This is a genomic window from Candidatus Accumulibacter necessarius (assembly GCF_036625085.1).
This window is the reverse complement of record NZ_JAZKUM010000001.1, coordinates 786,963-813,796: the sequence shown is the minus strand read 5'-3', so window position 1 is coordinate 813,796 and position 26,834 is coordinate 786,963. Positions and strand designations below refer to the sequence as shown.

At 62.8% G+C, this 26,834-nt stretch carries 19 protein-coding genes; 6 read left to right on the top strand and 13 right to left on the bottom strand.

The window, feature by feature from the left end; genetic code table 11:
* Positions 1-214 precede the first annotated feature (214 nt).
* The 3 genes from V5B44_RS04010 to V5B44_RS04000 form a co-directional block, all read right to left on the bottom strand.
* The gene (locus V5B44_RS04010; protein ID WP_332357818.1) at positions 215-2,425 is read right to left on the bottom strand and encodes a SulP family inorganic anion transporter; all 2,211 of its coding nucleotides are present in this window, start codon (positions 2,423-2,425) and stop codon (positions 215-217) included.
* Between the two features lie 264 nt (positions 2,426-2,689).
* Positions 2,690-3,406, bottom strand: coding sequence for a hypothetical protein (locus V5B44_RS04005; protein WP_332357817.1), 717 nt, complete (start codon positions 3,404-3,406; stop codon positions 2,690-2,692).
* 102 nt (positions 3,407-3,508) lie between these two features.
* Positions 3,509-3,895, bottom strand: a complete 387-nt coding sequence (locus tag V5B44_RS04000) for a hypothetical protein (protein WP_332357816.1) — start codon at positions 3,893-3,895, stop codon at positions 3,509-3,511.
* A gap of 33 nt (positions 3,896-3,928) precedes the next feature.
* On the opposite strand from V5B44_RS04000, the gene V5B44_RS03995 reads away from it, so the two are divergent.
* Positions 3,929-4,585: a hypothetical protein gene (locus V5B44_RS03995; protein ID WP_332357815.1), complete on the top strand. Its 657-nt coding sequence runs from the start codon at positions 3,929-3,931 to the stop codon at positions 4,583-4,585.
* Positions 4,586-4,855: 270 nt separating this feature from the next.
* On the opposite strand, the gene V5B44_RS03990 is transcribed toward V5B44_RS03995, so the two are convergent.
* From V5B44_RS03990 to V5B44_RS03970, 5 genes are all read right to left on the bottom strand, one after another.
* The gene (locus V5B44_RS03990; protein ID WP_332357814.1) at positions 4,856-5,911 is read right to left on the bottom strand and encodes a CHAD domain-containing protein; all 1,056 of its coding nucleotides are present in this window, start codon (positions 5,909-5,911) and stop codon (positions 4,856-4,858) included.
* Between the two features lie 551 nt (positions 5,912-6,462).
* Positions 6,463-7,119, bottom strand: coding sequence for a DUF47 domain-containing protein (locus tag V5B44_RS03985; RefSeq protein WP_332357813.1), 657 nt, complete (start codon positions 7,117-7,119; stop codon positions 6,463-6,465).
* 2 nt (positions 7,120-7,121) lie between these two features.
* The gene (locus tag V5B44_RS03980; protein ID WP_332357812.1) at positions 7,122-8,162 is read right to left on the bottom strand and encodes an inorganic phosphate transporter; all 1,041 of its coding nucleotides are present in this window, start codon (positions 8,160-8,162) and stop codon (positions 7,122-7,124) included.
* A 674-nt stretch (positions 8,163-8,836) separates the two neighbouring features.
* Positions 8,837-10,267: a sigma-54-dependent transcriptional regulator gene (locus V5B44_RS03975; protein ID WP_332357811.1), complete on the bottom strand. Its 1,431-nt coding sequence runs from the start codon at positions 10,265-10,267 to the stop codon at positions 8,837-8,839.
* The gene (locus tag V5B44_RS03970; RefSeq protein WP_332357810.1) at positions 10,268-12,853 is read right to left on the bottom strand and encodes an ATP-binding protein; all 2,586 of its coding nucleotides are present in this window, start codon (positions 12,851-12,853) and stop codon (positions 10,268-10,270) included. It abuts the gene before it with no gap.
* Between the two features lie 310 nt (positions 12,854-13,163).
* Here V5B44_RS03970 and V5B44_RS03965 point away from each other — a divergent pair, with 310 nt between their 5' ends.
* The 3 genes from V5B44_RS03965 to V5B44_RS03955 are packed head-to-tail and all read left to right on the top strand — an operon-like array spanning position 13,164 to position 18,183.
* The gene (locus tag V5B44_RS03965; RefSeq protein WP_332357809.1) at positions 13,164-14,321 is read left to right on the top strand and encodes an HlyD family secretion protein; all 1,158 of its coding nucleotides are present in this window, start codon (positions 13,164-13,166) and stop codon (positions 14,319-14,321) included.
* Entirely contained in the window at positions 14,318-17,059 is a 2,742-nt protein-coding gene (rbbA, locus tag V5B44_RS03960) for a ribosome-associated ATPase/putative transporter RbbA (protein WP_332357808.1), read from the top strand. Before V5B44_RS03965 ends, rbbA begins: the two co-directional genes overlap by 4 nt.
* Before the next feature lie 2 nt (positions 17,060-17,061).
* The gene (locus V5B44_RS03955; RefSeq protein WP_332357807.1) at positions 17,062-18,183 is read left to right on the top strand and encodes an ABC transporter permease; all 1,122 of its coding nucleotides are present in this window, start codon (positions 17,062-17,064) and stop codon (positions 18,181-18,183) included.
* A gap of 26 nt (positions 18,184-18,209) precedes the next feature.
* Here the strand turns inward: V5B44_RS03955 and V5B44_RS03950 are convergent, their stop codons facing one another.
* Positions 18,210-21,782 (bottom strand): PAS domain S-box protein, encoded by a 3,573-nt coding sequence (locus V5B44_RS03950; RefSeq protein ID WP_332357806.1) that lies wholly within the window; start codon positions 21,780-21,782, stop codon positions 18,210-18,212.
* A gap of 46 nt (positions 21,783-21,828) precedes the next feature.
* Complete coding sequence (locus tag V5B44_RS03945; RefSeq protein WP_332357805.1) at positions 21,829-22,461, bottom strand: MarC family protein; 633 nt, start codon at positions 22,459-22,461, stop codon at positions 21,829-21,831.
* Positions 22,462-22,629: 168 nt separating this feature from the next.
* On the opposite strand from V5B44_RS03945, the gene V5B44_RS03940 reads away from it, so the two are divergent.
* The gene (locus V5B44_RS03940; RefSeq protein WP_332357804.1) at positions 22,630-23,481 is read left to right on the top strand and encodes a DMT family transporter; all 852 of its coding nucleotides are present in this window, start codon (positions 22,630-22,632) and stop codon (positions 23,479-23,481) included.
* A gap of 132 nt (positions 23,482-23,613) precedes the next feature.
* On the opposite strand, the gene V5B44_RS03935 is transcribed toward V5B44_RS03940, so the two are convergent.
* Together V5B44_RS03935 and V5B44_RS03930 are read right to left on the bottom strand one after the other, a co-directional pair.
* Positions 23,614-24,057 (bottom strand): putative toxin-antitoxin system toxin component, PIN family, encoded by a 444-nt coding sequence (locus V5B44_RS03935; RefSeq protein WP_332357803.1) that lies wholly within the window; start codon positions 24,055-24,057, stop codon positions 23,614-23,616.
* The gene (locus V5B44_RS03930) at positions 24,030-24,302 is read right to left on the bottom strand and encodes a ribbon-helix-helix domain-containing protein (RefSeq protein WP_332357802.1); all 273 of its coding nucleotides are present in this window, start codon (positions 24,300-24,302) and stop codon (positions 24,030-24,032) included. The genes V5B44_RS03935 and V5B44_RS03930 overlap by 28 nt, the downstream gene beginning before the upstream one ends.
* 217 nt (positions 24,303-24,519) lie before the next feature.
* Here V5B44_RS03930 and V5B44_RS03925 point away from each other — a divergent pair, with 217 nt between their 5' ends.
* Positions 24,520-25,569 carry a Fic family protein gene (locus V5B44_RS03925; RefSeq protein WP_332357801.1) on the top strand — a complete coding sequence of 350 codons (1,050 nt, stop codon included), beginning with the start codon at positions 24,520-24,522 and terminating at the stop codon, positions 25,567-25,569.
* Here V5B44_RS03925 and V5B44_RS03920 read toward each other — a convergent pair.
* Complete coding sequence (locus V5B44_RS03920; protein WP_332357800.1) at positions 25,496-26,599, bottom strand: type IV toxin-antitoxin system AbiEi family antitoxin; 1,104 nt, start codon at positions 26,597-26,599, stop codon at positions 25,496-25,498. The two genes, V5B44_RS03925 and V5B44_RS03920, sit on opposite strands and share 74 nt — an antisense overlap.
* Positions 26,600-26,834 lie beyond the last annotated feature (235 nt).

The window sequence follows — 26,834 nt, the reverse complement described above, 5'->3', positions numbered from 1 at the left end:
ACAGGTTGTCGCCATCTCTGAACCCCGCCGGACGCGCGCCTGATCATAGCCCAAAAACCGCCCATTGACGGCGAATCTGACTCGAAAAGACCCCAAGAAGCAGCTAAGGGCCAGCCCTGCACCTGACTGGAGGTGGCAGCCATGCCCTCCGCGCCACCCCGAAGCCGACGTAGCAACGTTCCCTGAACAGCCTCTGATCCACGCGTCGGCCAGCCTATTCCTGCATGGCCATCAACTCCTTGTCGGAGTAGCGCAATCTCAGCGCCAGCACCTTGGCGACGGCCTCGACCAGATGGCAGGCAAGACGCTTGTGTTCCTCCCTGAGCTTTTCGAACTGCTCGCGCTGCAACACATACAATTCCGTCTCTTCGAGCGCGGTCGCATCGTTGAAGCGAGTCATCTGCGACAGGAAAGCCATGCCGCCGAAGAAGTCACCGCGTCCGTAGGTCAGGGCATGATGGTCTGCCGCCTCGCCGGCGGTCGGCAGGGTGATGCGGACGGCACCCTTGCGGATCAGGTACAACTCGTTGCCAGGGTCGCCAAACGAGTACACCTTCTCGTCTTTCGCTATCGAACGTCGCTCGAGACAGGCCTCAAGGTCGACCAGCGTCTCTTCCTTGTGGTCCTTGAAGAGTTCGAGATCGTTCAGTTCAAGCGCAGTGACCTGGGACTCCTGCGCCGGTCCCTGGCCGAGGATCTGGTCTTCGATCCACTCGAGCGCGCCATCGAGTTCGGAAAACACCTTGACGTGCTCGGTCATGGTTGTCAGTTCCATCTGATCGAAGAACTCGGCGATGTTGCGGCCATTGGGCAGGCTATGCGACAGATTGCTGAAAATCAGGAAGGCGTCACGTTCGATCAGCGAATCCCGAATCTGGCTCAGCAGGTGCACCGCCGTGACGTCAACTGACTGCACACGTCGCATGTCGAGCACGACATACCTGCGCTTGCCGAGTTCTGGTTCAAGCGCCGTGTACAGCTGATCCTTGGTACCGAAGAACAGACCACCCTGCAACTCGAGGATGACCGTCTGCGAGCCCTGCTTTTCCAGCACGGCCATATCCTGGCGCAGGCGCACCCGCTTCGAGAACCGGCTGCCGCCATCCAGCTTGCGACGAATCACGGTGCTGCTCAGTTGTTCGCGAATGAACAGGAACATCGCCAGGGCAATGCCGACACCGGAGGCAGCAATCAGACTGTAACCGACCGCCACGGCCACCACGGCCACGATGACGATGAAGTCGAGCATGGTCCACGGCGACTCCAGCAGATGAAAGCTGTGTCGGTCGATCATGCGGACGCCGACGACAATCAGGATCCCGGCCAGCGCCCCGACCGGAATCCAGGCGATGAAAGTTCCCAGGGCAAGAAATGCGACGAGCGACAGCACGCCTTCGATGACCCCGGAAACGCGGGTCTGACCCCCACTCGCCAGATTGACCAGCGTTGCCCCCATCTGGCCGGCGCCCGGCATACCGCCGGCACAGGCCGAAGCCACATTGCCGAGACCCTGCGCGATCAGCTCGCGATTGGAATCATGGCGACTGCGGGTCAGGGCATCGAGAACGACGGCCGTCTTCAGGGTGTCAATAGACAGCAATACTGCGAGGGTGAACGCCGTACCAAGCAGGCTGCCGATCTGGCTCAACTTGAGTTCGCCGATCTCCTGCCAACGGCCGGTGATCGCCTCGAACATGCTTGATGCCGTACCGCCCAGTGGACCGATGATCAGCTTGTTGCCTTCGATGACCAGCAGCGACTCGTCCATCGAGGCGAGCCCGAAGTACGTCAGCACACCGGCCAACAGGCCAAGAATGGCCGCCGGCACGACGCGCGTGAGCAACGGTGCGCCGACCATCACGGCGGCTGTCACGGCGCCTATGGCCGCGCTCTGCCACTGCCACAACTCCGGCGCGATCAGGGCGCGCCACCACGAGGTGCCACCCGGAACACCGAGGAATTTCGGAATCTGGCTACCAATGATGATCAGCCCAACACCGGTGAGATAACCGCTGACGACGGGAAACGGGATGTACTTGATGAGGCTGCCGATGCCCATGAAACCCAGGAGCAGCTGAACCAGCCCGGAAACCAGACCAAGTGCGGTCAGCATCAGTACGATCGACGGCGCGGCGACACCGTGCTGTACGAGTTCAATGGCAAAGGCCGAGAGAACTGCCGCGGCCGGGGCACACGGGGCTGTGATCAGGCGGTTGGTACCACCCAGCGCGGGCGCCACCAGCCCGAGAGCAGTCGCACCGAGAATCCCGGCCAGCGCGCCGAGGCCGGCGTAAGCCGGGCCGATGGCGGCATAGATGGTGACGCCGAACGCGATCGCCGACGGCAGGGCGACCAGCATCGCGGCCATGCCACCCCAGAAATCACCGACAAGCTTGTCATTCTTGAACCTAATTGCAAGTTCCACTGGCCCCTGCCCTCATTCAGTGTCCAACGCAAAATGGCTCGCAGCAGGCCGATCGGCCTGCTGCGAGCACCCGTGATACGAGCAAAAAGCGACCCCGGCCGGCTGCGTAACCCAGGCCGTGTGCGACGCCAGGACGATTGGCTTCTCTTGCAAGAGAAGGCCGAAGCCGGGCAGGCAACGGCCCGGCGACCTGTGAAAGCGAAGCGAAGCAGCGCGCGAACGCGGCGGGACAAGACGAGCCGCTGGCGCGGGGCTGGCGAACAGTCAGTGCGAATCTCTTGCGCGAACCGCGGGCAGGCCTGCTGTGCGACTGGCCCGAAGTTCAAGGTCAATGCCTTCGGCCTGGTCGGCGACGCGGTCGATCTCTTCGACGAGTTGCGCGAGCGACAGCTGTAACTTGAGGTCCAGGCTGTCATCGGCGAAGAGCTTCTTGAGAACTTGCATCGACAGACGATCTGACTGGTTCTCGTACCAGCTCACGCTCCGCTCTCCGTCAAACGACGACGGTTGTTCCCAGCACAGCAGGGATGGACGATAGCTCTCGACCAGCGCATCCACGGCCGCGCAGACCTCGTCGGTCAGCTCCTGCACGTCCGGAACCAGGGACGCTGGAACGCTGCGGCCGGGCCCGGAAAAGCCCGACTCAATGGCGAAACCGGTGATCTGCCGCCGCATGTCCTTGAGCAAACGGCTGACGCCGGTCGCCGGGTCGACCATCGCCAGAACTACATCGCCGAGTACCGAGCCCGGACGCACCCCGGTCTCGAGCTTCTGCTGCAGCTCGTCGAGCGTGCGCATGTGCTCTGCGATCCGTTTCGCCTGGCGCCAGCATCCCCCGTCAGGCCCGGTTTGCAGATAAACGTCGACCGCTTCCCTGAAAATCGCCGTCGCACCCGCTATTGCATCCAGATAGCTGTCGAGATCGCCTTCGATCGACCGCGAAATTACGGGCCTCTCTGCCGCTTGCACTTGAGTTTCCACAATGACTTCTCCTGCATGAAGTAAAAAACTGGAGCCCGACCCGCCTGGAGCACGCTCCCCCAAGCCGCCAGCGCTTCTTGAAATTCGCATAAATACCTTATATCAACTAAATAGCAATTGCCGTGACAGACTGCGCACGACTGCTCCGGCAGACCGGTCAAGCAGACTGGCAGAGAGTTGCCGTGACCAGCCCTTGAGAATGCTTCCTGCGTCGGCAAGCTCGTGAGCGATGCCGGCGAGAACGCCATGCAGCTCGTACAGCCACAGCGCGTGGCCCGGAGAGCCTGAGCTCGCCTCCGGACGCCTGGTGAATTGCGCCAGTTCCTGCCCCTGGTCGATCCCCTGAAAAGCCAGGCTACGATAGCTTCCCAAGGCGTCCTTGCTACCAATTGCGGCATCAGCAGAGCACTCGGCAGCCGGCGAGCCGTCGGCCAGCTGGGCGTAGCCATGCTGCAGGCTCTCGATCGCGTGTTGAATGATCAGTATCATCTGCGAGGCCACCTCATCGCGAGTTGACCGCAGGTGATCGAGACTGCGGGCGATCTGGAACAGGCCCGCTGCGGACCGATCCAGGGCATTCATGGTCCAGTCAATCTCGTCAAGTCGGGCATGCCGGTCATGCACCGAACTGACGGCCGCCTGATTGCGCCGCTGCAGTTCCTCACGACGCTGTTCCAGGTCGAGCAGGCACAGCGAATGGGTGGACTCCCTGCCCTGCAGCACCTCGCCGACGATCCGGGACAGATTCACCACCAATTTCGCTTGCCGATTGATCATCGCGAAGAAATCAGGCATTTCGGCAGCGCGCACTGGCGGGCGAACTCTACGCACAACTTGCGCAAGGGCGATGTTTGTCACGGCATTCACCTGTCTTCTACTTCTATCGGGCCTGGTGGAATAGTCATCTGCAAGAAGCTCTTCGATCTGCAAGGACGATCGCTCTGCACTTGCATACTCAATCAAGCACAAAGCGTGCCACATCTAAAGCAAATCGATTTGTCGCATAAAAGCAATGCCCTGGAAGAGAACAGGAGGCGCAGGAACGACCTTGCGGGGGTGCAACAAAACGCACTTCAATACCGACCGCAATCCTGGAAGGTGATCAAATTCGGCATTGAATACAGCCGGTTAGGCGACCTGTGCAGGAGCGGCGTCAGACCGCGAAGCGTTACACCATGATGCCGGCGAGAGGTATGGCGCGCGCCCACACCGAGGCAAACCAGAGCCGCCCGGCAAACAAAAAGCGCGTTGAGACGACCGCAGCAGAGTGGCGGAAAGCGCGCGCCGACATCAGCGGTGAAGAATTGGTGCAGCAGCAAAAACGCCGTTATTCCCGCGCCAGCGGGAATAACGGCGAGCCTTGCAGTGGCAAACAGCGTCGCTACTTCTCAGGCGGTCACCTGAGAAAAGCAAGACCGACCCGTCTCGCCTGCCTGGCATGGGCAGAATTCATTGCGTCCGCCACGGCGCCGCCTGAAGGTGGAAGTCGCCCAGCAAGGCTTCGAGTTCCGGTAGCAACCTTTCGGTCTGCCCTGCCAACCAACAGCACAAGGCTTCCCCCTGCGAGCCGGGAAGCGCTTCGGCGGTCAGTTCGCCGGCCACCGCCAGGTCGTTCAAGCGGCCGAGCATTTCCTGCAAGCCACTCGCCGACTGGTGGTAGTTGCGCAGCGAATCGCCCGGATAGAGCGGCGCGAAGAATTCGAGCGCGTAACGTAACCGCTTGTAGGCGACGCGAAGACGGTGGCGGGCTGGCGCATCGCCGCCCGCAGCCTCTGCGGCCAGCTGGCCGACCTGCGCGGCGCGCTTGTCGAGACACCGTGGGGCAAAGGCTTCGAGCCGACGCGCCTTGCCCTCGGGAAGCGCCAGCACGGCAGCCGCGAACTCAAGCAGCAGGCGAGAATAGTCGACCGACTTGAGCGCAGCGCGTGCCGCCGTGCGATTGACCACGCAGCGCTTTCGCGCGTACTGCGACAGACGGACAATCTCATCGCCCTCCGGGAACGCCAGTAGGATGGACGGCAAGGTTTCGGCAAGAAACACATCCCAGTTACGCGTCTCACCGAGTTGCCTGGCCAATGCCTGCCAGAGCGGGTCGAAGCTGGCGACGAATTCCTGTGGCAAGCGCGGCTTCCAGACGCGGATCGCCGATCGCAGACGGCGAATCGCCACCCTCGCCTGATGCACGAACTCCGGGTTGTCGCTCTCGCACAGGCCGTGCTCGTTACTCTGCAGATGAGTGAGACAGGCCAGCGCAACGGTGCGGAACCCGGCAACAGCCGTCATCCCGCCGTTTGTCTCGATCGGCAGCGCCTTGACCGGCTGCAGGGATTCGTCCAGCCGCACACGGTGGCCAGATGGAAGCTTGCCGGCAGCTTCCGGGTGCGGCGACAACCCGGGCGGCAGTTCCGCGACGGCGGAAAACCGATCGGCAAGCAAGGGATGCTTCAACCGCCGGCTGGCAACTCCAGGCGTTGGCGAAAGGTTGAGTTCGGTTTCAATACCCATCTGACAAGCTCCTGAGAATCGGACTGGAAACCAGTCACGTCAACATGCCCCTGACCAGACTGGTGGCGATCCAGGATCGGTCGGAGGAGTCCTTACATTCTCACATCAAGCACAAGTCATGCCAGGTTTATTTCACATGGATACTTCCTTAAATTCAATCGGATAGTGCCGATCGTCGCAGTGCTTTGGCGGTCGCGGCGGGTGTAACAAAACGAATCGGGATTGCCCCCCCAGGGCCCGTCTCGACTACGGATTACGTCTGAGAAACAGTGTCTTACGGCCGCCTGCCGGGACGCTGCACGGCGCAGAAACGTTACACCTGCGAGCGGTATGATCAGCAGTCTGATGGTTGCCGGCAGTCAGGCGCAGAAGCGCATACCCAGCCGCGCCTGCGCCACACCGCCTGCGTGCCGTGCCTTGGCAGGCAGCCGATGCAGACTCCCATGGTCACCATCCACGCGCCTGACGGCCAATGAGATGCACTGCCCCAAGAAAAACGGGGAAGGACCTTGCCGGTCGCCTCCCCGAATTCGAGCCGTCTGCTGCGGACTTCAGCAGAGCTTGACGACGATGTCCAGCAGCGTGCTGTTGCAGACGTTCAAGCGGGAGCCGGCGCTCAGAAGCTGGTTGTAGATTTCCTTGCGGCGGAAGATGTTCTGGAAATCGGTATCGTTGAACAGTTCTGCGAGGGCGCGTCGGTGGCATCGCGTCAGGTTGCGCACCGCCTTGTCCGACTTTTCGGCGTCGGCGCGGCCGAGCTTCGGATCGGTCCCCAGACGGCCATAACCCGCGGCCACTGCCTCCGCCCCGTCCTTCAGATAGACTGCCATCTCCAGACAATACTTGTCTGCCTTCAAGGCCAGGACATTGGCGTCCATCTCGGCGACCACCGTCTTGCAACTGTTGATGATCTCGTCGAGGTTGATGATTGCCCGGTGCAGGTCTTCACGGTCGATCGGCGTCGAGAAGGCTTCGTTGAGCAGCGTCAGGTTGCGGACCTTGAGCCGATCCCCCTCGTGCTCGGCGTCGATCACCCGCTTGGCGACGTCCGGGCTGCCGGAGCCCATGTAGTCGACCAGTAGCGCGGCACTGAGACCTACCTGTGCGCTCTGTTCGGCGAGCAGGGCAAAAAAGTTCGGCACTTTCGGAAAGACGCGGTGCAGAATCCGGCGAGTGAAGGAGGGTGACGCAGTGCTAGCGGTCGACATGTTTAGGCCTTTCCGAGAAAGAGATTAACGAGAGCGAAAGTCTGAATGGCAACCAGTGCCGAACCCGGAATCGTGATGACCCAGGTGATGGCAATGTCCTTGGCCTTCTTCCAGCGAACGGCCTTCGGCCGCTCCGAAGACCCGATGCCCATGATCGACGTGCCAACCACGTGGGTGGTCGATACCGGAGCACCGATCGCCGATGCGGTCATGATCACCAGCGCCGAGGTCAGCTGCGAACTAAGGGCGTGAATGGGGCGTACGCGGTAGATGGCGAAACCGAGCGTGCGGACGATCCGCCAACCGCCGGAGAGGATGCCAAGGGTAATCGCAATGGCGCAGGCCAGCATCACCCAGAAGGGAACTTCAAAGGTTGGGATGAAACCACCCAGCAGCAGGGCCAGCGTCAGCATACCCATGCTCTTCTGTGCGTCGTTGGCGCCATGCGAGAAGGCCAAACCGGCCGCCGTGACAAACTGGGCGTAGCGCAGCCCGGTATTGGCCGACGGTTTGGCGGCGAACAAGGCTATATTCATCAGGCGCAGGACCAGAAAACCGACCCAGAACCCGAGCAATGGGGAGACGATCAGGCTGGCCAGCACCTTCACGATTCCGGTCACCTGGCCATGCATCAATTGCGAGAAACCCCAGACCACGTTGTCCAGGCCAGCCGAGACGACGACGGCGCCGATCAGCCCGCCGACCAGTGCGTGCGACGAAGACGACGGAATGCCGAAATACCAGGTGGCCAGATTCCACACGATGGCACCCACCAGGCCACTGATCAGGATTGCCAGCGAAAGGACGGCCTGGACATCGCCCAGGGTGACGAACTTGCCGATGGTATTGGCCACAGCCGTCCCGCCGAGCAAGGGGCCGAGGAACTCGAAGGTACCGACGATGATCACCGCCTGCACGGGCGTCATCGCGCGCGAAGCGATAATCGTCGCCACGATGTTGGCTGCATCATGGAAGCCGTTGGTATAGTCAAAAAATAGAACGATGGCGACGGTCAAGATCGTCAGAATCAATAGTGTGCTCATGAAGCGGCCCTGTGGTTGTGGTCGTGTGTTGAAGCGCGACTCTCAAGAAGATCCAGATGCGGCGAAACTCGCCTGCCGGGATCCGACTGGATCGTTGCCTGCATGTTTTTGCGACTCCTGTTGTTCCTCCTTCTCAAGGCCAGCCCCGGCAGGCCCAGCCCATCGACGAGCGGCTGCGCGCAAGCGAACGTGCGTCCCTTTGCGGCGCTCGACCGTCGTTCCCGCAGGGGCCCTGACCGATCAGATAATGACGCGAGGCCTGCCAGCCGTCGGCACTCGGTAGCCGACAGAAATTCCGTTCGCCGTTTGCAGGCACATGACATCCCCCCGGATATCGGATTTACCCATGTTTGAATTGGCGCGACGAAGCCATCGCCGATGGCCAGCGGCCAAAGCGCCAGGTCACGGGCATCCTATGGAAGAAAGCATCATTCATGCCAGAATTGACAGACGATGCACAGGCTCCGGAAAGCAGGCGCCTGGCGCCCATCACCACCACCAGGGCAGCCGCCAAGGGGTGTAACAGAATGTACGGCCTTTCACCCGCATGTCTTGTCCGTAGACATGCAGCCCTTTTATATCAGTGGATTACTTTCTTGTATGCGGCCGATCGGAATGACAACATGTAACACCGGGGTTGGCCGATCGACCTGGCAAACCGGGCGGGCGCAGACTCAGGACTCCGGCTGCATCGCCCGCCGCGCCAGGCGCCTGTTGAGTGCCGGCCGTGACAGTCCGAGCAACGTCGCGGCAACGCCCTGGTTCCCCTTGGCGCGTCTCAGCGCCTCCCTGACCATTGCCTCCTCGACCTCGTCGAGGGTGGGGAAGCGCCCTGGAATCACGATCGGCAGGCCGTCGGACGGTTCGGCCGCGTGCTCCTCGGCACCCGTCTTCTGCTGTTTCTGGATAGCCTGGCGGAAGCTGTCCATCGCCAGCACCGACCCCCCGCGATGCAGCGCCATGGCGTTGAACACCATCGCCCGCAGTTCGCGGACGTTGCCGGGGAAATGATAGTTGGAGAGCAGCGTGACGAGCTCGTTCGACGGCTCTGGCGCGGGCTTGTTGATCGCTGCCGCCGCCTCGTCAAGGAAGTGCTGCAGCAACAGCGGGATGTCTTCCTTGTGCTGACGCAGCGGCGGCACTTCAACCTGATGCACGGACAGACGAAAGAAAAGGTCCGAGCGAAAATGGTTCTGACGCATCATCTGGGCGAGATTGCAGTTGGTCGCGCAGACGACGCGCGCATCACTCGGGCGAGCGACATCCGATCCGAGCGGAAAGTACATGTGCTCCTGGAGCAGGCGCAGCAGTTTGACCTGCGACGCCATCGACAGATCGCCGATCTCGTCCAGGAACAGCGTGCCGCCGGCGGCCTGGGCGATCAGACCGGCACGCGACTGGTCGGCACCGGTGAAGGCACCTTTCTTGTGGCCGAACAGGGTATCCGAAAAGAGCGTGTCATCAAGGCCGGCGACATTGACCTGCACGAACTGTCCGCTCAAGCCGCTGAGCTTGTGCAGCGCGTGCGCGAACATTTCCTTGCCAGCGCCGGTCTCGCCGGAGATCAGCACCGGTTCGGCGGAAACGGCAACCGCTTCGAGATACTGGAAAAGTGCTCTCATCTTGCGGCTGTTGGTGACGATGCCGGCAAAGGCCTCGTTGTTCTGCAGACAATCCGACAGCAGATAGCGCTTCAGCACCCCCATCTGCCGCCGCAACGAGTGTACCTCGAGGGCATGACGAACACTGGCCACCAGACGGCTTTCCTCGACCGGCTTGACCAGATAGTCGAAAGCGCCTTCCTTCATGCTGCGGACGGCGGTTTCCACATCGAGTGCTGCGGTCATGACGATCACCGGTACTTCCGGGTAGAGGTGAACGATGTCCGGCAACAGCTTGTTGCCGGTGATATGCGGCATGAAGAGATCGAGCAGGACAGCACTGGCCGGCTGCCGCTCGAGTGCGGCCAGCAGTTCCCGGCTGTCGCTCACCATCTCGACCTTGGCCACACCGGCACTGTGCAGCACTGCTGCGGTGGCGTGCAGGACCGACTCCTCGTCATCGACCAGGAAAACAGGCAGACTGGCAAAGGGTTTTTCTTTCATTCACTCCTCCATGGCGATCGGCAGATCGATACTGACCGTCGTGCCGCAGTCGCTGTTCGGCTCGAAGCGCAATGCCCCGCCGTGTTTTTCGACGATCGACGACGAGATGGAGAGGCCCAGCCCGGTACCGCCGCTTTCGGCCTTGGTCGTGAAGAAGGGTTCGCCGATCTGCGCCATCACGTCCTCGGCAATTCCTTTTCCCTGATCCACGACTTCGACGATGATCCGGTTGCTGGCACTGTCCAGCCTCGCTGAAACCTTGACCGACCGGCTGCGCTCGGGCAGCGACTCCAGGGCATTGACGATCACATTGATGAACACCTGTTCCAGCTGCTGCACATTCCCCCGCACCGTCGGCAGCACCTCGGGCAGGTCCAGGACAAAGCGATCGGTGTGCTTGCGAATGCGGGTTTCAAGCAGCGTTGCCACGGCCTGCAGCACTTTCCCGATATCTGCCAGCTCGTCCATGTGCCCCCGGTCCTGTTTGCCGAGATGCTTCAGGTTATCGACGATCTTCTGAATGCGTTTGCCGTTCTGGCCAATGTCGTTCATGCCGCGCGAGATGACCTCCCGCGCCTGCGCGAAGCTCAGGCCGGCAAGCAGGAACGATCCCTGCTCCTGCTCATACTCACCGAGAATCGGCAACGCATCCTGCCAGATCCGGGCCAGCAGCGAAGCATTCGCCAGAATTGCGTGATTGGGATTGTTGATTTCGTGCGCGATGCCGGCCGAAAGCACGCCCAGTGAGGCCAGGCGCGAGCTGCGGATAGCCTGCCATTGCAGCTTGCGGTTCTCGGTAATGTCGGTGACCACCACCATGGCCGCCATCACCGCCGCCTCCGAACTAATCGGCACCATCCGGACTTCCCACCAGGTGGCATCAGTCGACCGGTACTGGAAATGCTCGATTCGCCCACTCGCGAAGACATGTCGGAGCCTCTGCAGGTATCCAGACCGAACGTCCGGCGGCAGAATCAGTTCCGATCGCTTCTCGCCGGTGCCACCTGCCGGATACGGCAGGGGCCGGTTGGTAAGCAGGATGTTGGCCTCACCATCGACCGTAAAGATCAGGTCGGGCGAGTGGTTGAACAGCGTACGCAACTTGGCCTCGGAGTCGCGCAAGGCGTCTTCCGCCAGCTTGTGCTCGGTGATGTCCTCCAGAAAGCCGACGATGCGACTCAGCTCGCCGCCCGTTTCGCGCACCGGAAATCCGCAGACACGCAGCCAGCGCCGGCCACGGTCGCCACTCAACACCGGCAGGACGACGGTAAAACGGCCGCCCTCAACGCGCAGCTGGCTGATCGCCTCGACCAGCGTACGCCGGTCGTCGGCTTCGAAGACATCGAGCATCAGTGCCGGCGCGGGACTGTTGAGCCTGGCCTCGCGCCCGGCAATCTGCCGGAACGCGGGGCCGATGTACTCGAGCCGCGACGCGTCGGCGTTGATCGCCCAGAACACGACATCGACCGTTTCCGCCAACTGGCGAAACAGGTCCTCGCGCTCGTAGATCGTCTGTGTCAACTGAATTCGATTGTCCAGTTCGCGCCGACTGCGTACCAGGTAGAAGCTGAGCAGGGCTGTAAACAGGATGCCGCCGAGCAGCACCGACCAATGCGCCTTGGTAAACGCTTCTGCGCTACGGAAGGTATGGGTGGCGACGCAAGTGACCGTCCATGTACGGTCGCCGACGGGAATGCTGACCACCATCCGCGGCTGATCCTCGTCCCCTGCCGGCATCAGACCGCCGGCGGTGGCGGCGGCGCGCGGCTCGAGGCGACTGGCGTAGAAGTGGAGAAATTGCGCATCAGCACCCGCCGAGTCGTCACGCACCAGCACCTCGACGCCGCGCGGCTCGAGCAGGCTGATGGCGGCGTGAACCAGTTTCTCGATGTCGTACACGCCGATCACGAAGCCAAGGGGATCGGGTCGTTTGCCGGGCGCAGCCGCCGAAACAGCGCCGCGGGCGGCACCCGGGGCATAGACCGGCAGCGCCGCGTAGATGACGGACACCGCTTCCTTGCCCGCCCGTGCGAGCTTCATTCGTCCACTGACCGCGACATTGCCGGTCTCGCGCGCCCGCTGGAAGAGTGCCGCGAGTTCGCTGATCGCGTTCAGCTCGACGCCCTGCATGCTTCCGGGGCCAGCACGCGACGCGGAAAGCAGTACCGGCACGCGCAACTCGCCCGCAGCCCACCCGTGGTCGGCCCGTGTGGCAGCGGTCGGCGCCGGCTGCCGGCCGGGTGCCGTTCCAGGCAATGGCTGCCGCGGCGAAGTCAGCAGTGGGGCCCACAACAGACTGTCGATATACGGTCGGCGTTTGAGCACCGAGTCGGTGAAAACCAGGAAATCCTGCTCGTCGATTCCCTGCGCCGCATGGAACAGCCCCCGGATTTCCAGCAGCGCATCCAGGCCCTGGTCAACCACCGCCCGCAGGGACTGGATGCGGTCCCCTGCGGCCCACTCGAACTCCTTGAGGTGGCTGGTCTGCAGTTCCTGCCGCACATTCCATGACGAGAGGCAGGTCAGCAGCACTCCACCGATCGCCACTGCATAGGCGGCGGCATACTTTCGCAGATTGTCAAACATGGGCGGCCATTAGAAGGTTGCTGTAGAGGGCTTCACCGGCGCAACTTCCCCACTCGCCACCACCCGATCCCGATTAGCTTAGCAGAAACGACCGCCGCCATGGGTCAATAGCGGGAGGGTTGGCGACAACGATTCGCGTCAGGATCCTCGGCCGCCACGGAGTGCACAGCCGGCCTGGGCGAGCTCGACGGTGCGCTTTGCGACGCGTACTGGCAAGCGTTAAACCGAGCGAGTTACAATGCAGACTGTGCAGCAATCTCAGGCCTCGAGCCCCGGCCAAGACCCGGACCCGCATCAGGAAGATCGACTGATGAGCAGCAAACTTCGGCGCAACATCTTCCTCCTGGTTGTCGGCGTGGTGACGGTCCTGGCGGGGCTCTACGCCTGGCGGCACTCCCGGCCGGCAACGCTGCCGGACGGCTTTGTGATGGGTAACGGCCGCATCGAGTCCACGGAAATCGACATCGCGACCAAATCCGCTGGGCGGGTCAGAGAGGTGCTGGTCAAGGAAGGCGACTTTGTCGAGTCAGGGCAGGTCGTCGCTCGCATGGACACGCAAACCCTCGAAGCCGAACTCCATCAGCTGCGGGCTACAGTGAAGCAGGCGCAGAGCGCCAATGCCACGGCAATCGCGATGGCGGCGCAGAAGGTTGACGCCAAGGCCAGCGCGATGGCACTGGTCGCCCAGAAACGTCAGGCAAGCGCCAGCGCGCTGGCTGTGGTCAGCCAGCGCGAGAGCGAAGTCGCTTTTGCCGAGTCCGAGCTGAAGCGCTCCGAGGAACTCGTGGCCAAGGGCTTCATCACCGCGCAGCGACTGCAGGGCGACAGGACCAAACTGGCCGTCGCCAGCGCTTCACTGGCGGCGGCCAGGGCAAAACTGGCCGAGGCGCAGGCAGCCATCGAAGCCGCCGAGTCGCAAACGCGGGAAATGCAGTCGGCTATCGAGGCAGCCAGATCGCAGGTGAGCGAATCCGAATCATCGATCGAAGCGGCGGTGGCAGCGACAGAAAAAATCAAGGCCGATATGGACGACGCCACCCTCAAAGCGCCACGCGGTGGCCGGGTCCAGTACCGAACGGCAGAACCGGGCGAAGTGCTACCCGCCGGCGGCAAGATTCTGACCGTGATCGACCTCTCCGACGTCTACATGACGTTCTTTCTGCCCGAAACTGTCGCCGGCAAGGTAACGATTGGCGCCGAGGTCCGACTGGTTCTGGATGCCCTGCCGCAATACGTGATCCCTGCCCGGATTTCGTTTGTCGACAGCGCCGCTCAGTTCACCCCCAAGGCGGTCGAGACCGCGAGCGAGCGCCAGAAGCTGGTATTCCGGAGCAAGGCGCAAGTCGATCCCGAACTCCTCAGAAAGTACAGGGATCAGGTGAAGACCGGACTACCCGGCGTCGCTTACGTCCGCCTCGACGCCGCAGCGCCATGGCCGCCACATCTGCAGGCGAACCTGCCGCAGTGACCGAAGCGCGATCGCCGGTGGCACGGCTCTCGGCAGTCACGCTCCACCATGGCAAGACGGTCGCGCTGGAGCAGCTTGATCTGCTGGTGCCAGCCGGGCGCATGGTGGGCTTCATTGGCCCGGACGGTGTCGGCAAATCCAGCCTGCTGTCCCTCCTCTCCGGGACTCGCAAGATCCAGTCGGGAAGCGTCGAAGTACTCGGGGGCGACATGGCTGACCGCCGCCACCGCGACGCGCTGTGCCCGCGCATCGCCTACATGCCACAAGGGCTGGGCAAGAACCTCTACGCGACCTTGTCGGTATTCGAGAACGTCGATTTCTTCGGCCGCCTGTTCGGCCAGGACGCCGATGAACGCGCTTGGCGAATCAGGGAGTTGCTCACCGGCACTGGTCTGGCGCCCTTCGCCGAGCGCCCGGCCGGCAAGCTCTCCGGCGGCATGAAGCAGAAACTGGGGCTGTGCTGTGCGTTGATTCACGACCCGGAATTGCTCATTCTGGACGAACCGACCACCGGCGTCGATCCACTTTCGCGCCGCCAGTTCTGGGAGCTGATCGGGCATCTCCGCGCACGCCGGCCGGCGATGAGTGTGCTGGTGGCAACCGCCTACATGGATGAGGCGGAAGGTTTCGACTGGCTGGTGGCGATGGATGCCGGCAGGATCCTGGCCACGGGCTCGCCGGCCGAACTCAAGGCTGGCAGTGCAACCCGCAGCCTCGAAGAAGCGTTCGTTTCGCTGCTGCCGGAGGACAAACGTCGCGAACATCGCGCCTTGCTGATTCCCCCCCGACGGCTTCATGAGGGTCCGCCAGCCATCGAAGCGCACGATCTGACGCGACGCTTTGGCCAATTCACCGCCGTCGATCATGTCAGCTTTCGCATCGAGCGCGGCGAGATCTTCGGCTTTCTCGGCTCGAACGGCTGCGGCAAGACGACGACCATGAAGATGCTGACCGGGCTGCTGCCTGCATCCGAGGGAACTGCGGCGCTTTTCGCACGCCAGGTCAATGCCCGAGACATCGAAACCCGCAAGCGGGTGGGTTACATGTCGCAAGCCTTTTCGCTTTACACCGAGTTGACGGTGCGCCAGAACCTCGAGTTGCACGCGCGCCTGTTTCACTTGCCGAAGGAGAGCATCAGGGGCCGGGTTGAGGCGATGGTCGATCGCTTCGGGTTACAGGCCTACCTCGAACAGCGGACCGAAAGCCTGCCGCTTGGCATCCGCCAGCGCCTGTCGCTAGCGGTGGCGGTGATTCACGGACCGGAGATGCTGATTCTCGACGAACCCACCTCGGGGGTCGATCCGGTGGCGCGTGACGCTTTCTGGCGTTTCCTGGCCGATCTGTCGCGCCAGGAAGGGGTGACCATCTTCATTTCAACCCATTTCATGAATGAGGCTCAACGCTGCGACCGAATCTCGCTGATGCATGCCGGACGGGTGCTGGCCCAGGGATCGCCTGCCGAGCTGACCCGTGCACGCGGTGCGGAAACCCTGGAACAGGCGTTCATTGCCTGCCTCGAAGAAGCCTCCGGCGAAACGCCCGCTGACCCAGGCGATCCGCCACCGCTTGGACAGGCCCGCCCGGCGTCTGCTCACCAGCAGCGGCCAACCCTGTTCAGCCCTGGCCGCTGGTGGGCGTACGCCCGGCGCGAGGCAATCGAGATCTGGCGCGACCGGATCCGGCTTGCCTTCGCCCTGCTCGGACCCGTGCTGCTGATGATCGCCTTCGGCTACGGCATCTCGTTCGACGTCGAAAACCAGTCCTATGCCGTACTGGATCGCGACCGGACGCCAGAGAGTCGGGCCTATCTCGAACACTATTCCGGGTCACGATACTTCCGGGAGTTGGCACCGCTCGACAACCATGCCGATCTGGAACGACAGATGCGTGCCGGCAAGCTGCGCGTGGCGATCGAGATTCCGCCGGATTTCGGCAGGGACGTCCAGCGAGGTCGCCCGACCGAGGTCGGCGTATGGATTGATGGCGCCGCACCGTTTACCGCAGAGACGGTTAACGGCTACGTGGCTGGCGTCCATCTGGCCTACCTGCAGCGACTGGCACAACGCAGTAGTGGCACGACGCCAGCGCTCCTGCCGGTCAAGGTCGAAACGCGTTTCCGTTACAACCAGGACTTCAAGAGCGTTTACGCCATGGTACCCGGAGTGATCATGATGATGCTGGCCCTGATACCGGCAATGATGACTGCGGTCGGCGTGGTCCGCGAGAAGGAAATGGGCTCGATCACCAATCTCTATGCCACCCCGGTCACCAGCCTGGAATTTCTCCTCGGCAAGCAACTGCCCTACGCGGTGATTGCCTTCACGAGCTATCTCAGCCTGCTGGTCATGGCCCTGCTTCTCTTCCGGGTGCCGGTCAAGGGCAGTTTCATCGCGCTGACGGTCGGCGCAGCGCTGTACGTGATGGCCACCACCGGCTTCGGCGTGCTCATCTCCTCCTTCGTCAAGACCCAGATTGCCGCGCTGTTCGGGACAGCGGTGCTGATCATGCTGCCGGTGATCCAGTTCTCGGGCCTGTTCACGCCGGTATCGTCGCTCTCCGGCGGCGCCCGGATCATGGGGCTGGCTTTTCCGAGCACCTATTTCCAGCGCATCAGCCTGGGCACGTTCACCAAGGGACTCGATTTCGTCGATCTCTGGGTCAGTTTTACCGCCCTGGCGGTGATTGTCCTGGCCTACCTGCTGCTCAGCCTGATGCTCCTGAAGACGCAGGAGGAATGAGCATGCGCGGCCATTGCGCAAACATCTACCGACTGGGTGTGAAGGAGCTGATCAGCCTGCGTTACGACGTGGTGCTGGTCGTCCTGATCGTCTACTTCTTTACCTACGCGGTCTATGCCCCGGCCAGGGGAACGCAGATGGATCTGATCAACGCCTCGATAGCGGTGGTCGACGAGGACGGCTCGCCGCTCTCGCGGCGCATCCAGGATGCACTGCTGCCCCCTTATTTCCTGCCACCGGTCGCCATAACGGTGCAGCAGATCGACGCCGCAATGGATGGCGGAAGCTACACCTTCGTCATCGACATCCCGCCACGCTTTCAGGCCGACCTGGTGGGCGGTCGAAGTCCGACGATCCAGATCAACGTCGACGCGACCGCCATGATCCAGGCCGGGAGCGGCGCCAATCACCTCCATAACGTCATCCAGCAGGAACTCGCAGGCTTCCTGCACTCGTCGAACGTGCCGGCCGTGCGGGTCGTTAGCCGCTCGAAATTCAACCCCAACCGGGAGTCTCCCTGGTTCGTCGCCGTCATGCAGGTGATCAACAACATCACCTTGCTGGCGATCTTTCTGACGGGTGCCGCGCTGATCCGCGAACGCGAACATGGCACGATCGAACACCTGCTGGTCATGCCTCTCGGCCCCGCCGAGATCATGCTCGCCAAGATCTGGGCCAATGGGCTGGTCGTTGTCGTCGCTGCAAGCCTGTCACTGCGCCTGATGGTGCAGGGCGTGTTGCAAGTGCCGATCACCGGCTCGATGCCGCTCTTCGCCCTCGGCGAAGTCATCTACCTCTTCGCGGCGACCTCACTGGGGATTTTTCTCGCCACCCTGGCCCGCTCCATGCCGCAGTTTGCGCTGCTGGCGATGCCGGTGTTCATCGTCATGAACCTGCTCTCGGGCAGCAACACGCCGTTTGACAGCATGCCCGTCCCGGTACAGAGAATCATGATGTTTTCGCCGTCGACGCATTTCGTCGCTCTTGCCCAGGCGATCCTATTCAGGGATGCCGGCCTGGCTGCGGTCTGGAAGGAACTCCTGGCTACGGCGGTAATTGGCATCGTGTTCTTCACCGCAGCCCTGCTGCGATTTCGCAAGACAGTCAGCGAAATGCAGGGCTGAGCGGCTGCCCCTTCGGCCTTTGCCGTTCAGACAGGCGCTGTGCGATCGGGCGCCGTACGCGGCAAGGTCAGGGTGAAGATGGCTCCCTGCCCGGGCGAACTCTCGACGCCGATGGTCCCGCCCAGCACGCCAGTGACCAGATTGTACGCAATGTAAAGCCCCAGCCCGCTGCCGCCCTGCCCCAGACGGCTGGTGAAAAACGGTTCGAAAAGGCGATGGAGCGTCGCCGTCGGGATGCCCACCCCGTTGTCCACACAGCGCAGGATCACCTGTGTTTCGCCAACTGCCTGCGCCTGCAGCTCGATGCAACCCTGCTCGATACCAACGAAGCCGTGCGTCAGAGAGTTGCCGACCAGATTGGTGATGACCTGTTCGAGCGGCCCGGGGTAACTGTCCATTTCCAGCCCGGCGGGGATATCGAGTTCGATCCGGTGCTGCGTTCGTTTGAAGGTCAGGCGCAGCGTGACGAGCATCTCCTCGACCGTCTGGCGCAGGTCAAACGAGCGACGGCGAGCGCTGCTCTGGTCCACCGCCACCTGTTTGAAGTGGCCGAGCAGATCGGCGGCGCGGGCGCTGTTGCGCTCCAGCAGTTCGACCGCCTCGCGACCCCGGCTGAGAAATCCGTCCAGCTGCGAACGTCGCAGTTTGCCCGCCTCGACCGCACCGGCGAACTCGCGGAACTGCTCGCTGAGGAGGCTGGCAACAATGCGCGTGTTGCCCAGCGGCGTGTTCAGCTCGTGTGCCACGCCGGCGACCAGATTACCCAGTGCGGCCAGCTTTTCCACCTGGACGAGCTGCATCATCGCCTGCCGCAACTCGGCAGTCCGCTCGCTCACCATCTCCTCCAGGCGTTCGCGGTGGCGCTCGAGCTCCTCCTCGGCGCGCTTGCGCTCGGTGATGTCCGCGCCGACGCTGAAGACCTCCACCACCCGGCCCCAGTCATCGAAAACCGCCTTGTTGGTCCACGAAACCCACACCCGTTCGCCACCGCGACGCATGTTCAGGTTCACCTTGTGTTCAAACTCTTCGGGATGCAGGCTGATCGCCTCCCTCAGCGGAAGCAGATTGCTGCCCTCGCTTGCCGTCGGTGGCACGATGGTGCCAACCACCTGCTGGCCCAGCAGCTCTTCCTCCGAATAGCCGAAAAACTTGAGGCCGAACTCGTTGATGAAGGTGATCACGCCCGCCGGGGTCCAGCGCAGGATGATGCTGTTGGCGTTCTCGACGAGTTCGCGGTACTTGAGTTCGCTTTCGAGCAATGCCTGCTCGGCGCGCTTGCGTTCGGTAATGTCGTTGACCAGCACGAGTTCCGCCGGCCGCCCCTCGAAGGAGAGGGGGTGCGAGATGATCTCCACGTCAACCAGGGCGCCATCTTTCCGGCGATGTCGCCAGAAGCCAGCGTAATCGCCTCTCTCCTCCACGGCGACGATATCCTCGCTCAGGAGCGGGCTGTCTTCGTCCGGGCTGAGGTCCATGATGGTCATGTCCTGGAACTCACTGCGGGAAAACCCGTAGCTCGCCACGGCGGCATCATTGACCGTCAGGAACGCCCGGGTTGCCACGTCCAGTACCCACATCGAATGCGGATTGCTCTCAAACAGCAGTCGGTAGCGTGCCTCGCTTTCCTGCAACGCCCGATCCGTCCGGTCGCGCTCGATCCGCATCCGCAGCACAGAGATGCCGAAGGCGAGATCGCCGGCGAGTTCGCTCAACAGGGCAACCTCGTCACCGTCGAAGGCATCCGCTGCCGAGGCGTAGATGCTCAGGGCGCCCAGTGTCTGCTCCCCGAGGACCAGCGGCAAGGCGCACAAGGCGGCATAGCCACGTTCGACGGCCTCGGCCCGCCAGGGCGCGAAACAGGGATCGGCGGCAACATCCGGGATCACGCAGGGGCGGCCGGTACGAATCGCCGTCCCATTGGCGCCACGCCCACGCTCGGCCTCCGCCCAGGTGCTATTCAGGCCCTCGAGATAGCCTGCTTCATGACCGGCGTGTGCCATCGGCCGCACGCTGCGGGAGGCGTCGTGCTCGGCATAACCCACCCAGGCCATCCGATAGCCGCCGACCTCGACGACGATGCGGCAGATGGTGCTCAGCAACTCTGCTTCATCGGTCGCCCGAATCAGCGCCTGGTTACACTCGCTGATCATTCGCAGCTGCCGGTTGGCCCGGCGAAGCGCCTCCTCGGCCCACATGCGCTCGGTGATGTCTACGGCGACACCGATCACCTTGAGCGAATCGTCAGCTGCCCGCATCGGATTGAAATAGGTGTCGAAGAAGGTGTGACCGAAGCGGGAGACGAATTGCAGCGCCTCGCCGGCGAGCGCGCGCCTCGCCTGCGCAGCGATCTCCGGGTGACCGTGATAAAGCGTGAACAGGGACTGACCAACCGCCTCGCCGGGCGCCAGACCGGCACTTGCCAGCCCTTTGCCTTCGCTGAGTTCGAACACGCCCTCCTGATCGAACTGAAAAATTACCACTGGCGCGTTGCTGATCAACGACCGGTAGCGCGCCTCGCTGGTCGCCAGGTCGCGCTCGCGCTGACGAATGGCCAGCGACATGCGATCAAGATCGTTGGCCAGACTATCGAACTCCCTGATCTGCGAAAGCGGCCAGGATTGATCATAGTTGCCCTCGGCAATGGCATGTGCTTGCGCCGCATAGCGGCCAATTCGCCGTGCGAATCCACGCGCCAGCAGCAGGGTGGCGCTGGTCGCCAGGAGCAGCGCCACCAGCGCGCCAGCAGCGAGAACCCAAAAGATGGACTGAAACGGCTGCAGGGCGTCGCTGCGCGGCTGCGCGACGAGCACCGTCCAGCCGAGCTGCGGCACGCTGACCAGCGTGGCGATGAACGTCTCACCGTCCAGTTCGAGCTCATGGCTCACAAAGCGCCCGCGCAAGGCATCGCCGACGATCGGCAGATGACCGAGGTTGAGTTGCTGGCCGCCAAGGAGGCTTTGCGAATTGGCGATGATCTGGCCCTGGCGATCGAGGATCAGGGTCAACATCCCCGCTTCGGCCGGCAGGCGACCGATGAACTCGGAGAGCCGGTCAATCGCGACTTCGCCGATCAGGACCTGATTGGCCACCGGAATCGCCAGACTGACTGTCAGCCGGCCGCTGACAGCCGACAGAAAAACGTCCGACCACACCGGCGCCTGCCGCTGGCGAGCTTCGCGCAGTACCGCCCAGCGCGAGAGGTCGACCGCCAGCAGGTCTTCCCGCTGGCGCCGCTGTCCCGGCGGCAGGCCAACCGCGTACACGGAGTCATCCGCGTCCGCGATATAGATCGCCGCGAAGACCTCCCCGGTTCCCACATGCGCATCGAGAATCGGTTCAAACCAGAACGACGCCGGCTGAAAACCTCGCTGCTGGAGATACTCGGCGATAGCGGACAACTCGCGCCCGGAACTGCGCAGGTGCACCTCGACCTGGCCGGAGATGGCGCGAGCCAGCGCCTGGTGACGGGTTTCGATCTCCGCCAGCACCTGCGGCAGCAGCACCCACAGGAGCAGCGCGGCAACCAGCAGCAACGGCAGCATGCCTGCCAGCAGGAAGCGCAGCGCCAGCCATGGCCGAAGGGGCTTCGCCCAGGACATCGATTTACCAGACATCACGGATGGTTCATTGGACGCGCGCTCCTGCTCAATGTCCGAGCGCGGGAAAGAGCTTGATCAAACCATCGGCCATCACCTCGACGGCGATCGCTGCGAGGATCAGGCCCATCAGGCGGGTCATCACATTGATGCCGGTCTGGCCCATGAACCGGCCGATGCGACCAGCCGCCGACAGCGCCACCCAGGTTGCCAGGCCGATAACCAGCCCATAGATGACGAGTACCCCGAGTTCCCAGAAATGTCGCGCCTTTTCGGCATAGATCACCACCGTCGAGATCGAGGCCGGACCGGTCAACAGGGGGATGGTCAGTGGCACAACGGCGATGCTGGCCCCGGAATCGGCACGGCTGGCGCCGTCGTCGACGTCCTGTCCGCTTGATTCAGCCGGCTGCGCATTGAGCATGTGCATGGCGCTGATCAGCAGCAGCAAACCACCGCCAACCTCGAACGAGGCCAGCGAGATGCCGAAGAACTGCAGCACCTTGAGGCCCGCCAGAGCACTGGTGGCGATGACGACAAAAGCCGTGAACGCGGCGACGCGAATCGTTTTCGCGCGCTGCGCGAGACTGAAATTGCGCGTGAAATGGATGAAGAACGGGATGACGCCGATCGGGTTGACGATCGCGAGCAGCGTGATCAGCGGTTTGATCGGGAAATCCATGGCCTCCAGAACGCCCGAATGGCGACCCGGCAACGGTTGAAAAGCGCTAGTCTAGCGCGATCAACCACGCTCTGCCTGCGCTGGAGCGCGCTCCAGCGGCGCCGATGCCGGCCGGCGGCAGCGGCTTCGGAGTAGAATCGGCGCCTTCTCCTCTGCTGAAGCCCTGCAATGCAATCCCTGTGGATGGTCCTGGCCAGTCTGCTGTTCGCCTGCATGGGCGTCTGCGTCAAGTTGGCAGCCGCCACCCATTCGGCGGTGGAGATCGTCTTCTACCGCAGCTTCCTCTCGCTGATCCTGATGTATGCCCTGGTTCGCCTGCGCGGCGTATCGCTCAGGACGCCGCACTGGCGCTGGCAGGTCAGCCGCGGCGTGGTCGGTTTCTCGGCGCTGTTTGCCTATTTCTGGGCACTCACGCTGCTGCCGCTGGCCACCGCGGTGACGCTCAACTACACCTCGGCCATCTTCCTGGCAATCTGCCTGGCACTGTCCGGCCAGCGCCTGACTGGCGGGATTCTCGGCGCCCTGGCACTCGGCCTGGCGGGGGTCGGCCTGCTCCTCAAGCCAGCGCTGCACGCCGACCAACTGGTCGGAGGCCTGATTGGCCTGGGTTCCGGGGTACTCGCCGGCATCGCGTATTTCAGCGTTCGCGAACTGGGCTCACGCGGCGAACCGGAGACGCGCACGGTCTTCTATTTTTCGCTCGTGTCGTCGGTATGCGGCAGCGTCTGGCTGCTGATTTCCGAGATCCATCCGGTCGACCTGCACAGCGGGGCGTTGTTGCTCGGCGTCGCGACTTTCGCCACCGCCGCCCAGTTGGCAATGACCCGCGCCTACGCTGGCAGCAGGACCTTGATGGCGGCGGCTCTGGCCTACAGTACCGTCATCTTTGCCAGCCTCTTCGGCATGCTGATCTGGCACGAAACGCACGATCTCTGGTCTTGGCTGGCGGTCGCGCTGATCGTCCTGTCGGGACTGGCGGCGACGCATTTCTCGCCGGTGACACTGGCTCGGAGACCGTGAAGCAGAAGTGTGGCCGGAAAAAATGGCCATTCCCGCGCGAGCGGCAAGCGCGTTCGTCGGCAGCAACGCGGACAGGCTCGCCGGAAGAGAGACTGTGGCATTCGGTGCGGTGCTAACGCTCGGGCCATGCGATCAACCTCCCAGTAAGCCGAGCGCTTCACGCGCCGTCAAGATGCGGGAGCCCTGATGACTTGAGAGGCTAAGCAAGTCCTTGTCACCGGCCACGAGAAGGTCGGTCTGGCCGGCCTGGGCCATCGCCAAGAGAAAATTGTCGTAAGGGTCAGGCGAAACATCGAGCGTCGGCAAATTTTCGATGCGGGTTGCCAGGCGGCGGAGGTCATTGACGAGGCGTCCGGCCTCGGCCTGGTGAATGCGGAAACGGATACCTTCCCGGCGCGTGACCCGGCGAATTTCTTCAATCTGCAGGTCGGAAGTGAGCAGCGTGAAGCGTCCGTCGCGCCACGCCTCATAGCGCTTGTCGGGTGGCGTTCCGCGAGTGATCAGGGCCGCAACCAGGATGTTGGTGTCAAGAATCAGGCGCATCCCAACTACAACGCCTTCGAAGAAATCGGCCACATCTCGCTGCGAACGGTGGCGCAGGCCTCGTCGATCGCTGCCTGGAGCTCATCAGCGCTCATGTCAGCATTACGCGCTTTGACGCCTTGAACCGCCTGGTCGAACATCCGCCAGCGGACGGCGTCCTCGATGAACTTCGAGAGGTCGCCCTTGCGCATACCCTGGGCACCGAGAAAGGCCCGCAAGGCAAGATCGGTCTCCCGCGAAAGCGTAACGGTCAAACGGGTGGTCTCTTCGTTGGACATCTTTTCACCTCAGTGCATAAACATCTATCCTCTTAACAACTTAGCATCTTGTACGCTTAGCCGCACGAGTGTTTAAGCTCCCTGCTCAGGGCTTGGAGGTCATCGCAGGGAACCACGGGGCCACGGATGGAAGATAACATATGGACGAATATGGGTGTATTTCTGGCTGGACTTTTGGACGAATATGGGTGTAAATACGGGTGACGAGGATGACTTTATGCTGAAAACCGACACCATTCAGATCACGCCGGAGCTGCTGGTGCTGATTGCCGAGGTTGACGAGTTCAAAGGCGCGTGGCGCGCCCTTGGCACCCTTGCGCCTGAGCGCTTACGGGCGCTGCGCCACGTCGCCGCCATCGAAAGCATCGGCTCTTCAACCCGCATCGAGGGCAGCAGGCTGACCGACCGCGAGGTTGAGCGCCTGCTTGCCAATCTGGAAATCAAGAAATTCTCGACCCGCGATGAGCAGGAAGTCGCCGGCTATGCCGAGGTAATGGAAACCATCTTCCAGGCCTGGGCCGAGATTCCCATCACGGAAAACCATATCAAACAGCTTCACCGCGACCTTCTGCGCTACAGCGACAAGGACGAGCGGCACCGCGGTGAATACAAGACCTTGCGCAACGACGTCGGAGCCTTTGACACGGACGGAAAAATGATCGGCGTCGTGTTCGAGACCGCCACACCGTTCGACACGCCGCGCCGGATGCAAGAGCTTGTCACCTGGCTGAAGGACGCGCGCGAGCTGAAGCGCCTTCACCCGCTGCTGATCACCGCCGTCTTCATCGTCACTTTCCTGGAAATCCACCCCTTCCAGGACGGCAATGGCCGCTTGAGCCGCGTCCTGACCACCCTGCTCCTGTTGCAGGCCGGCTATGCCTATGTGCCATATTCGTCGCTTGAATCCGTGATCGAGAACAGCAAAGAAGGCTACTACCTGGCCTTGCGGCAGACGCAAGGCACCATCCAAACCGAGGCCCCGAATTGGCAGCCCTGGCTTATGTTCCTGATGCGCGCCTTGGGGCAGCAGAAACGTCGCCTGGCCGAAAAGGTGGAGCGCGAAAAGCTGATGATGGCCGCTCTGCCAGAGCTGGCCGCGCAGATCATCGACGAGGCCCGCAAGCGCGGCCGCATCACAATGGGCGAGACGATCCGCGCCACCGGCGCAAGCCGCAACACACTCAAAGAGCATTTCAAGCGATTGGGGGAACAGGGCCACCTTGTCCGCCACGGCACCGGCAAAGCGACCTGGTATGCCCTGCCTTGATTAAAACGAGAAAAATAAGGACCGATGGTTGAGGTCCAAGCGTCTCGCAGGCCCCAACGAACGCGACAGCTTGCGGGAGCACGGCTTGGGGATCATCCCATCGTCCTGACAAGTATGGCGGTGATCGCTGGCCGGCGCGGCGAACGACAGCCAGGGCCTCTGCCAGGCGACCTCGGCCAAGCTCAAACGGCGCGGGGAAAAGGCGCGCCAGGTGAGCGTCGTAAATCATCTGCGCGGCCTCGATACAGCGCGTGTTACCGGTCGCAAGCAGGTCGGCGTAGATCAGCACCGGCGCCACCAGGTCGGGCCGGCCGACCGTGGACAGGGTCTGGCCCCAGAACGGCTTGCGCAGTTCGACCAGGTGTTCATAGGCCACGGGACCGGCCACCTCGAGGTGCTCGTGGGCAATCAGACGCGCCGGCAACTTGTCGCCGTAGATCGTCAGCATGCCGGGTAGAGGGTCGCAACCGAGCAGTGCCGCCGCCGGTTCGCCTCCCCACCGCGCGTGCGCCGGGTTCAGTTGCCAGTCCGGCCAGGCGGCGAAATGCTCGGCCAGAAAACGGCCGATCAGTGTCTTCCCGCGCAAGCCGAGCGCGTAAGCCTGTGCCCACTCGTCGAGCAGCCGCTTGCTTGCATTCAGGCGCCGCTGCCGGTCGATGACGACCAGCGATCCGTCCTGCTGCAGGTCGGCGAGCACGGTCGACATCGCCCCCAGAGCGACGTCTGCCGCGGCGGCGATCGCCCGATACGGCGCGGCGGCCAGCGGCGGATCGCAGAGCAGGGCAAAGAGAACCTTCAGCCGGGTCGTGGTGAAGCCCTTGCTTGCCCGCAGGGCGATCTGCTTCTGGTCCAGTTTGCGCCCGGTCACGTAGACGAAAAGTCCGCCACCCTCAAGGTAGGCATTGCCCGCCGCGTCGGCAAATGGCTGCTCCCGGGCGCGGAGCTGGTTCGCCAGTGGTAGTGTCACGTAGTCGGTGAGCAGTAGCGGCGGCGGCTCGCCGGCATCGGCCGGGTGGCGCAACTGGGTCACCACGGCGCCGAGAGTGCTCGGCGTCAGCCGACGTTTGACCGCCGCGGCGTAATCGATGCGGCAGCGGCCCTTTGCTCACGCGCAGCAAGGCATTCGACCGCCCGTGGGTCGCCGACACGCGCTCTGCATCCACGGAGACGATCAGGCTATGCGCGCGCAACGCTTGCGCGGCCCGTTCGAGAAGTGCGCTTTCGTCATGGGGGTTCATTCAGGCCTTGGTCGCAATTTGTGTGAA

Bases quoted from the DNA above. Each gene is read 5' to 3' on its own strand.
- V5B44_RS04000 (WP_332357816.1), bottom strand. From the start codon at position 3,895: ATGATACTGATCATTCAACACGCGATCGAGAGCCTGCAGCATGGCTAC.
- V5B44_RS03990 (WP_332357814.1), bottom strand. From the start codon at position 5,911: ATGGGTATTGAAACCGAACTCAACCTTTCGCCAACGCCTGGAGTTGCC.
- V5B44_RS03985 (WP_332357813.1), bottom strand. From the start codon at position 7,119: ATGTCGACCGCTAGCACTGCGTCACCCTCCTTCACTCGCCGGATTCTG.
- V5B44_RS03980 (WP_332357812.1), bottom strand. From the start codon at position 8,162: ATGAGCACACTATTGATTCTGACGATCTTGACCGTCGCCATCGTTCTA.
- V5B44_RS03975 (WP_332357811.1), bottom strand. From the start codon at position 10,267: ATGAAAGAAAAACCCTTTGCCAGTCTGCCTGTTTTCCTGGTCGATGAC.
- V5B44_RS03970 (WP_332357810.1), bottom strand. From the start codon at position 12,853: ATGTTTGACAATCTGCGAAAGTATGCCGCCGCCTATGCAGTGGCGATC.
- V5B44_RS03965 (WP_332357809.1), top strand. From the start codon at position 13,164: ATGAGCAGCAAACTTCGGCGCAACATCTTCCTCCTGGTTGTCGGCGTG.
- V5B44_RS03955 (WP_332357807.1), top strand. From the start codon at position 17,062: ATGCGCGGCCATTGCGCAAACATCTACCGACTGGGTGTGAAGGAGCTG.
- V5B44_RS03950 (WP_332357806.1), bottom strand. From the start codon at position 21,782: ATGTCCTGGGCGAAGCCCCTTCGGCCATGGCTGGCGCTGCGCTTCCTG.
- V5B44_RS03945 (WP_332357805.1), bottom strand. From the start codon at position 22,461: ATGGATTTCCCGATCAAACCGCTGATCACGCTGCTCGCGATCGTCAAC.
- V5B44_RS03940 (WP_332357804.1), top strand. From the start codon at position 22,630: ATGCAATCCCTGTGGATGGTCCTGGCCAGTCTGCTGTTCGCCTGCATG.
- V5B44_RS03930 (WP_332357802.1), bottom strand. From the start codon at position 24,302: ATGTCCAACGAAGAGACCACCCGTTTGACCGTTACGCTTTCGCGGGAG.
- V5B44_RS03925 (WP_332357801.1), top strand. From the start codon at position 24,520: ATGCTGAAAACCGACACCATTCAGATCACGCCGGAGCTGCTGGTGCTG.